The sequence below is a fragment of the Paenibacillus sp. cl123 genome (assembly GCF_900101595.1).
Classification (GTDB): domain Bacteria; phylum Bacillota; class Bacilli; order Paenibacillales; family NBRC-103111; genus Paenibacillus_G.
Window position 1 is genome coordinate 273,466 of record NZ_FMYY01000005.1, and the last position, 14,967, is coordinate 288,432.

9 protein-coding genes are annotated in these 14,967 nt (G+C 55.7%); all 9 read left to right on the forward strand.

Annotation, left to right across the window (positions count from 1 at the left end; all coding sequences use genetic code 11):
- Positions 1-107: 107 nt before the first annotated feature.
- On the forward strand, positions 108-3,542 hold the full coding sequence (locus tag BLR08_RS11860; RefSeq protein ID WP_072329303.1) for a COG1470 family protein: 3,435 nt from the start codon (positions 108-110) through the stop codon (positions 3,540-3,542).
- 18 nt (positions 3,543-3,560) lie between these two features.
- On the forward strand, positions 3,561-5,441 hold the full coding sequence (locus BLR08_RS11865) for a glycoside hydrolase family 97 protein (protein WP_176835497.1): 1,881 nt from the start codon (positions 3,561-3,563) through the stop codon (positions 5,439-5,441).
- Positions 5,442-5,489: 48 nt separating this feature from the next.
- Entirely contained in the window at positions 5,490-6,512 is a 1,023-nt protein-coding gene (locus tag BLR08_RS11870; RefSeq protein ID WP_072329301.1) for a dienelactone hydrolase family protein, read from the forward strand.
- A gap of 209 nt (positions 6,513-6,721) precedes the next feature.
- Positions 6,722-8,062: an ABC transporter substrate-binding protein gene (locus BLR08_RS11875; RefSeq protein WP_072329300.1), complete on the forward strand. Its 1,341-nt coding sequence runs from the start codon at positions 6,722-6,724 to the stop codon at positions 8,060-8,062.
- Between the two features lie 78 nt (positions 8,063-8,140).
- Positions 8,141-9,073, forward strand: a complete 933-nt coding sequence (locus BLR08_RS11880; RefSeq protein WP_072329299.1) for a carbohydrate ABC transporter permease — start codon at positions 8,141-8,143, stop codon at positions 9,071-9,073.
- Between the two features lies 1 nt (position 9,074).
- Positions 9,075-9,905: a carbohydrate ABC transporter permease gene (locus BLR08_RS11885; RefSeq protein ID WP_072329298.1), complete on the forward strand. Its 831-nt coding sequence runs from the start codon at positions 9,075-9,077 to the stop codon at positions 9,903-9,905.
- 69 nt (positions 9,906-9,974) lie between these two features.
- The gene (locus BLR08_RS11890; protein WP_072329297.1) at positions 9,975-11,414 is read left to right on the forward strand and encodes a glycosyl hydrolase family 28 protein; all 1,440 of its coding nucleotides are present in this window, start codon (positions 9,975-9,977) and stop codon (positions 11,412-11,414) included.
- A gap of 113 nt (positions 11,415-11,527) precedes the next feature.
- Positions 11,528-13,324: a cache domain-containing sensor histidine kinase gene (locus BLR08_RS11895; RefSeq protein WP_072329468.1), complete on the forward strand. Its 1,797-nt coding sequence runs from the start codon at positions 11,528-11,530 to the stop codon at positions 13,322-13,324.
- Positions 13,302-14,903, forward strand: coding sequence for a response regulator (locus BLR08_RS11900; protein WP_072329296.1), 1,602 nt, complete (start codon positions 13,302-13,304; stop codon positions 14,901-14,903). Before BLR08_RS11895 ends, BLR08_RS11900 begins: the two co-directional genes overlap by 23 nt.
- Positions 14,904-14,967 lie beyond the last annotated feature (64 nt).

The following is a 14,967-nucleotide window of genomic DNA, read 5'->3' on the forward strand; positions in this document are numbered from 1 at the left end:
AGCTTGGCATGTCCTTAAACTCAATAATCGGGGATCAGGCTTGGGCAGAGAGTCCGCAGGGAGCCGGAACGGCTCTAAAGTGAAGGAAGATTGGGAGGTTTTGCAGCATGTCCGTATTAACGTCAGTCGATGTATTGAAGGATTGGAGCATCCGGGGGCAGCGGCTTGATCAGGGCTATGAGCTAGCTCAAGGATTATGTGCCGAGTTTCCGGCTCCGGCCGGAGCCAAGGGCTGGTATCCGATCGGCTTTGAACAGGGAAATGATTGCGCGGTCGATGTCATGGGCTGGTTCGGGCTCAAGCTGACAATCCTGGCGCGCGATGAGCATACGGAGATTGCCGTGAAAGCGAGCTTTATGGACAACTTTCATGTTATCGCCCCGCTGTTGCTGGCCGGGCCGGGCAGGCAAGAAGTCACTGTCAGGCTGTTGGATTTTTCCGTGGAAACGGCGAAAGCGAATATTTGGCGGTTCCTGAAGCGGCTGTCATGGAGCGGCAACGCGGCGCTGCTCGAAGCGCGGCTTATGCGTGGAGAGAAGCTTTTCATCGCCTCGGAGGTGCGGGGCAAGTCCGGCGATGTCGGGGAGTCCGTCGTCTACAAGATGACGGTGCATAATTGTACGGAGGTAAAGCAAAGCGTTGCGGTCCGGCAACTATTTACCGGGTGGGAATCGCTGCTGGCGAACATTACGCCGTCCTCCTTTGTCCTCGAACCGTACGGGAGCAAGGCCATTACGGTTGCCGTAGACGTTCATGCGAATATCGTTCCGGGAGGGCATGAGAAGACCATGCTTCGCTTCACGGCGAACGGGGACGGGGCAAGCTCGGAGCAGATCGAGCTGCTGACGCTGCGCAGATTGCCGCATCCGTATATTTATCACAATGAGCATCAATGGGCGGAGACAAAAAGAAAAATCGACCGGTATCCTCCGTTTAAACCCGGCTATGATCAAATTATCGCCGATGCGGAAGCCTGGATCGTGAAGCCGCCGGTGCCGGTGGAGGAGCGGGATTACTGCTACGATACCGGGGAAGAGCACTACATCATGTCGGCGGCGTATGCATACGCGCTCACGAAGGAGCTTCGCTACGCGGAGAAGGTGGCGGCGTTTCTGCGCTATTTTACAGACGAAGAGACGGGATATCCGCGCAAAAAGAAGGGCTGCAGCCAAAGCTATGTACAGGAGGGGCATTTCTTTCAGCATCTGGCCATTCCGTACGATATTATTCACAGCTCCGGCGTGCTTACGGCTGAGGATCACCGGGCTGTTGAGCAGACGTTTCGGATCTATATGGATGTTTTGGACCATCATATCCGGCGGGGCCATATCTCCAATTGGCTGTTATCCGAAATTACAGGCGCGTTCTATTGCGCCCTCGCTCTGCAAGATATGGAGCGGGCGCTGCGCTTCGTATTCGGTCCCATGGGCTCGATCGATCAGCTGAAGTACGGGCTGTTCAACGACGGATGGTGGTACGAATGCTCGGTCGGATACAACAATTGGGTATCCTCGCTGTATATCCATACCGCGCATGCTTTGCTGCCGTTCGGGATCAATTTGCTGCATCAGCATTTTTCTATCCCGTACAATGATGAGGTAAACAGCACGTATAACGGGGAGGACGCTCCGGTTCGCTTTGGCATGTACAACAAGAAGTGGGGCGGCAGAGTCAAAAATTACGTCTGCATCAAGGATATGTTCGATGCGACGATTCCTTTTCTCGACTACCGCGGGGTGCTGTTCGGCATCAGCGACTCCGAAGAGAAAAAGCTGGAGGGGGTCCACTTCGGCTCGACCTTCGATCTGGCGTACCAGTATTACAAGGACCCCGCATACATCCCGGTTATCCGGCAAAACAGCTATGTGGACCCGATCTTCGGACATGCGGAGCTGCCGGACATAGAGCCTTCCTATGCGGCGAAGAACGCTTATGCGGACAATGTCGGCATAGCGATGCTCCGCAGCCAGACCGCAGGCCGGGAGCAGCAGGATCAGATTCAGGCGGTTATCCGCTACGGCTCGCACGGCTATGCCCACGGGCATTTTGACCGTACGGGGCTGTTATCGGTCATGCGCTACGGGCGCAGCTTCTTCAATCCCGAGCATGTGTGGTGGGGTTATCCTCATTTCATGTACAAGTTTTACGTGCAAAATTCGATCACAAAAAATATGGTCGTCGTCGATGAGAAAATGCAGGTGCCGAGCGATTCACGCAGGCTGTTGTTTTACAGCGGCCGGATGCTTCAGGCGACAGCGGTCGAAACGATATCCCCCTGGTCTTACCCTCCGTATGGGGGGATGGTGTACAACGATGGGGAATCGCTGGAGGAGCGCTGCCGGATCAATGCCTGCTCCTTGCCCGAGGTGCAGGATGGGCCTCCGTATGGCGAGCTTTCCGGCTTCACAGAGCCGGTCGTTCAACGAAGAGTGATGGCTGTGACCGACGATTATATCGTGTTGTTCGATAGCTTAGAGGGCGAGTCAGAGCATCAATTCGACAGTCTTTTCCAGGGTAAAGGGTTCCAGGGCATTCGGCCGGGAGAGCGGGGATCGCTCAACTATCTCAAGCACACGAGCCAGCTAACGGATGATCAGCTGTCGGACGCCCAGTTCGTGACCGATTGCCATTGGCATGAAGCGGATGGAGGGGCGACGGCCAGCTTCGTCACCGTGTTCGGCGAAGGCGAGGATATGCGCGGGAATCGGTCGAACCACAATACGCCGGGGCTGCTCCGCATGGACGTTCATACCGCATGGCCGCCGCAAGCGGTTCATATTATAGGCCGGGCGGCGGAATGCCATGGCGTGGCCATTCCTTTGAAGTACGGCGTGGAGGTCGACGGCGAGCTGCGCGCTGCAGGGGAGTTCGGAGCGTGGCTGCTCGGCGAAGGGAAATGTGACGTCGAATTGCAGGGCGCCCGCGAGCTGAAGCTGCGCGTAACCAACGGTCCGGTTTACAACGAGCAGAAATATCCGCTTAAGACGAAGCAGGCCCTTTTCTGGGGCGAGGCTGTCATCATGACCTCGGATGGCAGACAACTTCCGCTCAGCGAGCTTGCCTATCGAGTCGACAACGTCGATCCTGGCCAAGGCGTCGGCCGGGATTACGAGGGCGGCCGGGTGACGATCGTCGGCAACGCATATCCGCGGGCGATTCCGACGAGTCCGCTGGACCACGATCACGATGCGGTCATCACGCTGAACCTGGACGGCCTGGACGCGGTCCGGTTCGTCGGTCTTATAGGAGCTGACGCGTTCCCGGGGGACGAAGCCCAGCGGCGTATGACCTATGCGGTCCGAACACGGGGAAAGGCCGCCAGATTTATTACGGTCATTGAGCCGTACGAGTCGGAGCCCAAAGTGGTCGCCGTACAGGCCATGGATGAGCATGCCGTAACGGTCGAGCTTGCGGACGGCAGAACTCAGCATATCGCCGTGTCCCGGAGCGAAGCCGCTCCTGTAAATGTCCGCATGTCGGAATACCGGGCAGGCAGACTGCTTCGGGAGGAACGGACGGATCATCCGAACGGTACTAACTAGGAAGAGGAGTTGTTCACGTTGATCACCGAAATAAGAAGGCTGCACTCCCCGGACGGAAGCTTGGAGCTTGCATTCTCATTAAGCGAGTCCCGGCATTCGCCGGTATATACGGTGAGCTATAAAGGTAGCCCGCTTATCCTGGAATCGGGACTGGGACTGGAATTCGAAGAGACGGGGCTGCTGCAGGACGGTCTAGAAGTCATTCGCTCGGATAGCGGCTCCGTCCGCGAGTCATGGCGTCCGCTCTATGGGGAGCGGGAGCTGATTCCCGACCGGTACAACAGCCTGACCGTTGCCTTGCGGGAGAAACAAGGCGACGGACGGCAGCTGACGCTGGAATTCCGGGCTTACGACGAGGGCATCGCGTTTCGTTATTCGCTGCCGGAGCAGGCGGCTTTGCCGCCGTTTACGATTCGGTCTGAACGCTCGCAGTTCCATTTTCCGCGAGGCTGCACGGCCTTCGAGGAGCATGGGGCGGAAGGCGAATACAGCCGCGTGCCGGTCAGCGAAATCAAGCCCTGCTGCGAACGGCCGCTCACGGTCGTCTATCCGGACGGGACCCATGTTGCGCTAACGGAAGCGACCTTGCACGATTATTCCCGCATGCTGCTGTCGGTCAATCCAGACAATCCGTGGATGCTAGAGTCGGCGTTAAGCGGCATGCTGGGCGACTTCGTCGGCTATGGGCTCATGGCCGGGAAGACGGAAGGGGATGAGCGGGTGAAGGGAACCGCTCCCTTCGCTACCCCCTGGAGGGTGCTGCTGGTCGGCGACCGGGCCGGCGAGCTGCTGGAGCGCAATTATGTGATCCTTAACCTGAACGAGCCCTGCAAGCTGCAGGACCCTTCCTGGATTGTGCCTGGCAAGCTGATCCGGGATGTGACGTTATCCCCGGAGGGGAGCAGAGCTTGCGTCGATTTTGCGGCGGAGCACGGCTTGCAGTATGTGATGCTGGACTGGGGCTGGTACGGCGACCCGTTCGATGACGCTGCGGAATGCTTCCACCCTGTGAACGAGGTCTGGTTCTATAATCAAAAGCCCGGAGAGCGTACCCATACGATCGATATTCCGGAGCTGGTTAAGTATGGAGAGTCGAAGGGCATCGGCATCCTCTTATACTTGGACCGGCGGGCCGTAGAACGGCAGCTCGACCGGTTCCTTCCCGTGTTTAAGGAGTGGGGCGTCAAGGGCGTCAAATTCGGCTTCGTGAATACGGGGCCTCAGCCGTGGACCGTGTGGCTGCACGACTGCATCCGGCGCTGCGCGGAATACGGTCTGATCGTCAATGTGCACGACGCCTACCGGACGACGGGCTACAGCCGGACGTATCCGAACCTGATAACGGTAGAGGGCATCCGCGGCAACGAGCATTTTCCGACGGCGAGGCATAATGCGACGCTGCCGTTTACGCGTTTTGTTGCAGGCTGCGGCGATTATACGATCTGCTACTATGACGCCAGACTGAGGAACTCCCATGCGCATCAGCTGGCGATGTCCGTCATTGCTTACAGTCCGCTGCACTCGATCATGTGGTACGACAAGCCGTCCAGCTTCGAGGGCGAGCCTGAGATGGAATTTTTCGAGCAGCTGCCGACCGTGTGGAGCGAAACGAAGGTGCTGGCCGGCGAGATCGGCGAATATGCGGTAATTGCCAGGCGTAAGGGGGCTGCCTGGTTTGTCGGCGCGATCACCAATGAGCAGCCCAGGCAGCTGCCGCTCGTCGCAAGCTTCCTGGAGCCGGGTACGATCTACACGGCAACGGTATACGCCGATGATGAGAAGGCCAAGTCGCGAACGAAGGTAAGCAGGACTGTCATGGACATCCAGTCCGGCGATAGGCTTACCATGGCTCTGGCGGCATCCGGCGGGCAAGCGCTCTGGATCAGGCCGAAGGGATAAGCCTGTAGGCGTGTTTGTATGAAGCAACAATGTGGGGGGAACACTCGGATGTGGACAGGCGATGCTTTTTTGGAACGATTATACGTTGAGGCAGGCTTAACAAGAGCGGCAGCTGCGGCAGGGCTGCCGCCCGATCTAAGACGGGAGCGTTTGCTTGAGTCGGTTAAGGAGTCGCTTGGAGCATGGGAGCGGCAGTCGGAGATCGGCTGCTCCGTCATGGAGGAAGAGAGCGAATGCGACGGCTACAGCCGCAGCAGAGTGGAGCTGTCGGTCGTCCCGGATCTTTCGTTCGGGGCGTATATCCTGAAGCCTGCCGGAGCGGCCGGGAAGCTCCCCGGCGTCATCGCGGTGCATGGGCATGGCTATGGAAGCAGGCAAATTTGCGGCATGCAGGCGAATGGGGCGAAGACCGTAGGCAAGCCGGATATTCACAATCAATTTGCCGTACAGCTTGTCCGCAGGGGAATGATCGTCATCGCTCCCGATGTTATCGGCTTTGGCGAACGCCGCATGCAGGCCGATGTAGACCGGGATGCGGACGCTCCAAGCTCCTGCTACCGGATGGCGACGCAACTGCTGATGCTGGGCAGGACGCTGACCGGACTGCGGGTCGCGGAAATGCTTGGGGCGCTTGAGGCGTTTGCCGGGATGAGGGAGGTCGATCCCGAACGAATCGGGATCGTCGGCTTTTCGGGCGGGGCCCTTATCGCTTTCTTGACTGCGGCGCTCGATACACGACTTCGGGCCTCTGTGCTCATCGGCTTCCCGAATACATTCAAAGACAGCATCATGGCCGTACATCATTGTGTTTGCAACTTTACGCCCGGCGTGCTGACGCAAGCCGAGCTGCCGGAGCTGATGGGCTTGATCGCGCCAAGACCGTTGTTCCTGGAATCGGGGGAAAGGGACCCGATCTTCCCTGCGGCCGGCTTCCTCCGAGCGGCGGATGACCTTCGCTCTATCTACCGAAGCCGGCAGGCGGAGGAGGCGCTGAGCTTCGATCTGTTCCCGGGCGGGCATGAAGTGAGCGGCCGCCGGTCGTTCGATTGGCTGAAGGACCGTTTATCCTGATTTTCTCCTGCCCTTGCCGGGCATCCTGACGGCAAGGGCTTCTTCATTTCCGCAACTTCTTAAAAGACCGCATATGGAGCTAAAAAAACCTCATTCTATTGCATTTGGGGGTATGGTAGTCTTGAAACAGAGAGAGGGACCGGCACAAAGTAACGGGAACCGGTTCTTCCGATAGCCAACTTACGAACGAACTAAGGGAGGTTTACTACATGACAAAGAGAAAGCTTACTACGGTTTTGACAGGCGCGGTGGCTATGTCTCTCGCCCTGTCGGCATGCGGCGGCGGTAGCGGCTCAGGTTCCGCGCCGGCCGACAATGCAGGCAGCGGGGCGGCCGAACAGAAAAAGAACGTCGCCTTTACGATCGGGTATGCCACCGGCGATCCGGCAACGAAGCAGGCGATGGCAGACTCCATCGCAGCCTTTACGAAGGCGAACCCGCATATCAAGATTACCGATCTGAGCGAAGGCGGCTCGCAGGCTTACCTAGACTGGCTCAAGACGAAGGATGCGGTGAACGAATTCCCGGATCTGGTAGAGATGCGCGACACCCAGCTGTTTGCCGACGCCGGCAAGCTGGCTGAGCTTCCCGCCGAGCTGCTGACTCTGTTTTCGGACGCCCCAAAGGTCAACGGCAAAAACTATACGGCTCCGATCGCGGGAAGCGCGCCGCAAGGCATTATTTACAGCAAGAAGGCTTATGCAGACGCCGGGGTGACGGCGCTGCCTAAAACCTACGATGAATTCCTTGCTATCCAGGAGAAGCTGAAGACTAAAGGAATTACCCCGATCACCTTCGGCGGCAAAGATATTTTCCACTGGGGCTTCTGGGTCAATAAATTTCTGATGGACGAAGTGTTCGCCGACGATCCGAACTGGAATTCCAAGCGGACGAAAGGGCAGGTCAGCTTTACCGATGCCGGCCCGAAAAAAGCGATGGAAAGCCTGAATGAACTGTTCGCCAAGGGCTATATCGACAAAGGATATTTGAGCACGGCAGACAACCAGACCGCCTCCATGCTGGTAACCGGCAAAGCGGCGCAGCTGTTCTCCGGGCCTTGGATGTTCCCGCAAATTGCCCAGGCCGATCCGAAGTTTGAGTTTGGCTGGTACGCGGTTCCGGACCGAAAGGGCAGAATCGTCGTCAACGGGCTTAACAGCCAGCAGGGCTGGGCGCTTTCGAGCAAGGCCGCTCAGGATGCGGATAAAAAGGCGGCTATGACCGAATTTATCAAATTTTTCTTCAGCAAGGAGCAATACGCCAGTCACCTGAAGGCCGTCAACGGAATTCCGACGACCAAGGAAGCGGTAACTTATGAAGCGACGCCGCAAATGAAGAGCGTGCTTGAAGTAATGAGCAATCCTTCAACGATTAAATCTCTGCAAATCAATGCTTTCTGGGGAGAAAATACAATGCCTCCGCAATGGCGCAACTGGTACTACAAGCTGATCCAGGATTGGCTCGTCAAAGGCGATTTCAGCGATGAGTATCTGAAGAAGATGGATGCGGAATGGGACAGCAACGTGAAGGCGAACGCAGCCGCCAAATAAACAGATTATGTAGGTGAAGGAAGGACCTCCGCGCAAGCGGAGGTCGCCCTCCTTACAGGCACCGGAAGGAGGAGAGAGATGATGGACAACGTCAATGCGACCGGCTACACCCTGGCGAAGCCAGCGAATAAAAAGAAGAAGTGGTGGTTATCCTATTCCGTCCTGTTTATACTTCCTTCTTTTATTTTGTACACCATGTTCGTGATCTATCCGACCTTGAACAGCGTAAACCTGAGCTTTACGTCATGGGACGGGGTCAGTCCGCATGTCAAATATATCGGCTTCGACAACTTTACTGAAATGTGGAAGAGCGATCGGGTATACAACGCACTTAAGAATACGCTGATCTTATCCGTAACGCTGGTCATTCTGGAAAATGTGGTGGCTATCGTGCTCGCCATGCTGGTCGATCAGGTGCGGTGGTTCAAAAACTTGTTCCGCAGCATTTTTTATTTTCCCGTTCTGTTAAGCGGGATTGTCATGGGTTTTGTATGGGCGATTATTTTCAACTATAACTTCGGCGTTATCTCTCAACTGCTCGAAAAAATCGGTTTAGGCTTCTTGAAGGTGGACTGGCTCGGCAATCCGGACTACGCGATGCTCGCCATTATTATTACAACCGTCTGGAAAGGCTCAGGCTATTATATGATTATATACCTGGCAGGTCTTCAGGGAATTCCGCCGGAGCTTAATGAAGCGGCGGCCATCGACGGAGCCAACCGCTGGCAGCAATTCCGTCACATTACGTTTCCGCTGCTGGCCGGCGCGATGACTGTCAGCGTGATGCTGTCAATGATCGGTGCGCTCAAAATTTTTGACCAAATTGCGGTAATGACCGACGGAGGTCCCGGGTTTGCAACGGAAACCATGACCTACATCGTTTATAAAGTCGGCTTCGGAGAGCTAAGACAAGGCTATGGCACGGCGCTGTCGCTTGTCCTCTTCCTCCTGATCCTGATCGTTTCTCTCATCCAGGTGAAATTGCTTCGCAAACGGGAGGTGCAGATGTAAGATGCACAAGTCGAATAAATGGATCGAAATCGCCATGTTTGCGGTCACATTGGTTATCGCGATACTGTTCTGCTTTCCGATTTATTTCAGTATCATTTCCGCGTTCAAGACGAACGGCGAAATTTTAAGGGATGCCGTCGCTTTCCCCAGCGGCTTCTACGTGGACAGCTTTATCTATCTGTGGACCAAAACCCGATTTCCGGCGGCGATGCTGAACAGCGCTATTCTGACCTTGACCTCCATTGCGTTTATGGTGCTGCTCATCCCGATGGCGGCGTACGCGATCGAGCGGACGGGCAAAAAATGGACGAACGCGATATATGTGTATTACCTAGCCGGGATGATGATCCCGTTCCAGGTGTATATGATTCCCTTGTTTAAGCAGATGAAGGCGCTTGGCCTCTACGGCACGTTGACCGCACCGATCTTGATCTATATCTCGGGCTCGGTCGGGATGGGCGTGCTGCTCTACACCAGCTTTATTAAAGGAATTCCCGCGGAGATCGAGGAGGCGGCGGCTATCGACGGCTGCTCGCGGATGCGCACCTTCTGGCAGATCGTCTTCCCGCTGCTTGGACCATGTACCGCCAGTATGGTCGTGCTGCAGGGACTCGGAATTTGGAACGACTTTCTGATGCCGAGCCTGATCCTTCCTTCGAACAAGGCCAAAACGATGATTGTCGAGATTTTCAAATTCGTCGGCGAATTGGCTTCTCAGTGGGATATGGTGTTTGCGGGTACGGTGATCTCGATTATTCCGGTGCTGATTGCCTTCATTTTCTTGCAAAAATATTTTGTCAAAGGCATTGCAGCCGGGGCAACCAAGGGGTAATCCCCATAGCCGCTACATGGTGATCACCTGTAGCGGTTTTACTTTATGGAATGAAGACGGGGGATCAGGATGAGTATACTACAAGTGTACGAAGCTCCAAAGGGAGCGGCAGGCCGGAATGATTACCGGGTGAAGGTGAGAATACCGGGAGAGTCCTGGCAGGAGCTGTTCGTCTATGAGGTTAAGGTCGATATGCACCAGGTTCGGCAAGCGTCTATGGTGTATTTTGATATGGAAGGGCAAGTGGAGGTCCGAATCGAGGGTTGTCAGGCCGTCGTAAGCAAAGTCGTCATTCGCCCGCTGGCCGCAGACATACCGTTCAGGGAAGAGGACAATGCTGTCAGCTTTATGCTGGAGAAGCCATGCAAGCTGTCGATTGAAATGGACGGAGACCGGTTCTCCAATCTGCACTTGTTTGCCAATCCGATGGAGGAGAACGCGCCGCAACCGGCAGATGACGGAGTTTTGGTGCTGAATCCGGCAATCCACCGCACCGAGGATATTTACCGGCTCGCGGCTCAGCCGGTGAAGCCGGGCGGCGAAGCGCCCAAGGTGATTTATTTCGCTCCGGGGATGCACTATCTGGAGGAAACGATTCTGCGGATTCCATCCGGCACGACCGTTTATTTGGCGGGCGGCGCAGTCATCGTCGGCTCCTTGCTGTGCGACAGGGCGCATGACGTGACGATACGCGGCAGGGGTATTTTGTATTTATCCGATTTCCATCGTTTTTCCGCCTTTCGCGGCATTCGCCTCGTATTCTCCCGCAACATCGATATCGAAGGCATCATCACGCTTGATCCTCCGCATTACAGCATTTACATCGGGAAGTCCGAGCATATCCGCATTCGTAATTTCAAATCGTTCAGCACACGCGGATGGTCCGACGGCATCGACATGATGGCCAGCTCTCATATCGAGATCGACGATGTATTCCTCCGCACCTCGGACGACTGCATCGCCATCTACGGGTCGCGCTGGGATTACAGGGGAGGAACGCGCGATATTGCAGTGAGCAATTCGATTCTTTGGGCCGATGTCGCCCATCCGATGATGATTGGCACGCATGGTGATCACCATCATGAGGGGGATGTGATCGAGGATATCCGTTTCCATAATATTGACGTACTGGAGCATCATGAGCCCCAGCCGAATTATTGGGGGGCGATGGCCATCAATGCCGGGGACAAAAACACGGTGAGGAATGTGAGCTACGAGCAGATTCGCCTCGAGGATTTCGAGCTGGGGCAGGTGGTGGATATCCGGGTCGTCCGGAACAAGGACTATAACCCCGCACCGGGACAGAGGATTGAGAACATCACGTTTCGCGACGTTTCGTACCGGGGAAGCAGAAGCCGGATCAGCCGCATTCACGGGTTCGATCAGGAGCGTCCGGTGCAAGGGATTCAATTTATCAACTTCCGGATAAACGGGGAGCCGGTGCTTGCTCCGCAGGGGCACTTCGATATCAACGAGTTCGCTTGGGGCATTGATTTTCGGGAAGAATGAGTTTGGGGAAGGGCTCGAAAGCCGAGGAGCATCCGTTGGATTTCCGGCTTCGACCTGATAAGATGAGGTACAGAGGATACTTTCCGAGCAAAGAAAAGGGAGCGAGACGCGCAATGAACATGGCTACTTTAACCGGCATCCGCAAAAGCATATTCGCCAAGTTTACGTTTTCCTTTATTGTCGTCGGTCTCGTTCCGCTTTTATTGGTCAGCTATTTCTCGCTAAACACCTTCAGCGCGTATATCGAGCGCAATCTGGTGAATAACTATGAGCAAATGCTGCTGTTTTCCGGTAAAAATATTCACGATATGCATACGAAATATAACGGGATTACCAAATTGATGTACTCCTACGGAGTTGACGGGAAGTTCAGTCAGCTGGGCCAAGCGATCGCCAGTCAAAAAGCCGAAAGAAGCTTTCAATTAACGCAAACGATCGATGATTTTTTGCGAACGATGCTTTATACGGACCGGCATCTTCAGAATGTATTTTTTGTTACGGTCGACGGCACGCTGCAGCATCTTAGCAAGCAAAACAAATCGTTCGATGTCAGCTTTGCCTTCCCGCAGCAAAGCTGGAGGGATCAGCTCCATGACCGGGGAGCGCTGGCGTTTTTTCCTACGCATACCGAGGACTATTACCTTCGCTCGGGCGAGCAGGTGATGACCTTTGCGCGGAATTTAACGGATGTGCTTGGCTCGCCGGGACTTAACGGACGGCTTGTGGGCACCTTTTTTATGGATGTGAACATGGGAGCTTTTGATGAAATCTTTCAGCAGCTGATGCTGGGGCCGCGGGATTCGATCTATGTCCTTGATCCGCAAGGGACGATTATTTACAGCAATCAGCGTAACCTGATCGGGCAGCCCTATCAGGCTCCGGCCCGGGACGAGGGCTTTATTCAGATGGAGCAGGGCGTGGAGGAAGTGGGCTGGACGGTTCGCGGGGATTTCTACAAGAAAGAGATGTTCGGACGTATCGACCAGATTCTGGGGACGCTGTTTCTGATCATCGGCTTATGCCTCGTCTCGCTTGTGCTGGTAGCCGTATTATTCTCAAACCGGCTCTCGGGGCCGATCCGGAGCATTACGAGACAGATGTCCAAGATCGAGTCCGGCAATTTCAATACGCAGGTGACCGTACAATCGGCGGATGAGCTTGGCCTGCTGGCAAGGGGCTTCAACAAGATGGTTGTTCGTCTTCAGAGCTATATCGACGAGGTTTATGTCGCCCAGATCAAGCAGAAGCAGGCGGAGCTTCATGCGCTCAAGAGCCAGATTCGCCCGCATTACTTGTACAATACGCTGGAAGTCATCCGCATGAGCGCGGTGGCCAATGACGACCATGAGGTCGGAGATATGATTTTGTCGCTGTCCCACCAGTTGAAATATGTGCTGGATTACGGTCAGGAAACGGTGCCGCTCTCCGAAGAGAAGATGAATATCGAGCAATACTTCAAGCTGATGGAATACCGCTACGGGGAGCACCGGCTGGCGATGGAGTTTCGCTTCGAGTCCGAACTGCTTAGCGTTCCCATTCCGAAGCTGTCTATTCAGCCGCTCGTGGAAAACGCCATCTATCACGGGATTATGCCCAAAACCGGCAAGGGCACGGTACGCATTACGGCGGAGAAGGGGACGGAGGGCTGCATCTATATTACCGTCGACGACGACGGGGTTGGCATGTCATCCGATGCGCTGGAGCTTCTGAGGGCCAAGCTTAGAGGAGACCAGCCCGGCGATGCGGGCGGCAGCATCGGTCTCAAAAACGTTCATGATCGGTTCATTGCGTTGTATGGACCGCAATACGGACTGCAAATCAATAGCAGCCAGCCGATCGGAACATCGGTAAGGCTGGTCATTCCTTTCGTGAAGGAGGTGAGTTCCCGTGCTGAAAGCGATATTGGCTGACGATGAGCCCGTCATCATACGCGGGCTGAAAAAGCTTATCCCGTGGGATGAGCTCGGTATTCGCATTGCAGGCGAAGCCTGGACAGGCAAGGGGCTGCTGGAGCTGATCGAGAAGGAGCAGCCGGAGCTGGTCATCACCGATATCAGCATGCCGGACGGTTCGGGGATCGATGTGATCAAGGAGATTGCCCGCAAAGGCTTGGAGACGAAAATTATATTTATCAGCGCTTATCAGGAGTTCTCGTATGCCAAGGATGCGCTGGCGTTCGGAGCGGTCGATTATTTGGTGAAACCTGTAGAGAAGGGGCTGCTCTTGGCCGCGGTTCAGAAGGCGGTGTCTCTCCTTCAAGAGAAAACGAATGAGCAGACCTCCTTGGGCAAGCTGGCAGCCTATGAACAGAAAGACCGGAAGACGCAGCTGGAGGAGCTGTTCGACCGGCTGACGGAAGGCGATATTCGACTGGGCGATGCGCAGCGGCAGCTGGAGCTGCTAGGCATAACGTTCCCGCAGGCGCTCTTTACCGCTATAACGATAGAGCTGGAGCCGCTCGAAGCCGGCCACGGATCATGGGGGGAGCATGAGAAGCGGCTCGTTTTGTTTGCCGTAGCCAATCTGACCGATGAGCTTTCGCGCAAGCATGGCGAAGGGCTTGTGCTGCGCAAGGGGGAGCATCTGTGCGTGATCGTCAATCACCGGGAGGATAGCGATATGCTCGCCTTAGGGGAAGAGATGGCGGACAAGGTGCTCTATTTCTTGAAAACCCGGATTACGGTCGGCGTTGGCCGTGCTGCCCACTCGCTGCAGGAGCTGAAGCTTTCGTATGGCTCCTCCCTGGATGCGCTCAGGCTCAGCTATTTTATGGGCAGAGGCCAGGCGATCGCCTGGAGCCATGGAGAGGCGCGCAGGCTGCAGCTTCAAGAGACGGCGGCGGCTTCCGGCCTGGCGGAGATTCGCCAGCTTATCCTGCAAGCGCTGCTGGGCAAGGACGAGAGCGTCTTGTCCGCCACTCTGGACAAAGCCGGCGCCGCGATGGAGGCGCAAGCCGCCGGCAGCAAGGAAGCGGCCGTTACAGCGGGTTATACGCTGCTGACGGAGCTGGCGGAGGGGCTCAGGGAAGTTGGGATCGAATACGCCGGGCTCGGCCAGGACCAGCTGCCGAGGATGCACGGGTTCCCGCAGTTCGGCGAGCTGCTGCAGTATGTGCGGCAGGAGATTGCCGGCATGCTCCGTCAATTGCAAGCGGCCGGGACGGGCAAGGACGCCCAGCAGATGAGCATGGTGAAGGAATTCATCGAGCAGCATTATCAGGAAAATATTACGCTGGAGAGCATGGCGGCCATGGTGTTCATGAATCCGTATTATTTCAGCAGCTTCTTCAAGAAGCATACGCAGCAAAACTTCAAGCAGTACGTGACGGAAGTGAGGATGAAGCAGGCGGTCAAGCTGCTGCTGCAATCCGATCTGATGGTGTATGAAATCGCGGAGCGGGTGGGCTACAACAACGCCAGGCAGTTCAGCGACATGTTCAAGAAGCGCTTCGGCAAGCTTCCCCAGGAGTACAAAGGTCAAAAGCGTTAGCATGGCAGGAGTCCCCCGCATCGATAGAAGGACTCCTTTTTGCTTATGAGCTCAAGTGTGCTGA

Coding starts and splice junctions, on each gene's coding strand:
- BLR08_RS11875 (WP_072329300.1), top strand. CDS start 6,722: ATGACAAAGAGAAAGCTTACTACGGTTTTGACAGGCGCGGTGGCTATG.
- BLR08_RS11895 (WP_072329468.1), top strand. CDS start 11,528: ATGAACATGGCTACTTTAACCGGCATCCGCAAAAGCATATTCGCCAAG.
- BLR08_RS11860 (WP_072329303.1), top strand. CDS start 108: ATGTCCGTATTAACGTCAGTCGATGTATTGAAGGATTGGAGCATCCGG.
- BLR08_RS11870 (WP_072329301.1), top strand. CDS start 5,490: ATGTGGACAGGCGATGCTTTTTTGGAACGATTATACGTTGAGGCAGGC.
- BLR08_RS11880 (WP_072329299.1), top strand. CDS start 8,141: ATGATGGACAACGTCAATGCGACCGGCTACACCCTGGCGAAGCCAGCG.
- BLR08_RS11890 (WP_072329297.1), top strand. CDS start 9,975: ATGAGTATACTACAAGTGTACGAAGCTCCAAAGGGAGCGGCAGGCCGG.
- BLR08_RS11885 (WP_072329298.1), top strand. CDS start 9,075: ATGCACAAGTCGAATAAATGGATCGAAATCGCCATGTTTGCGGTCACA.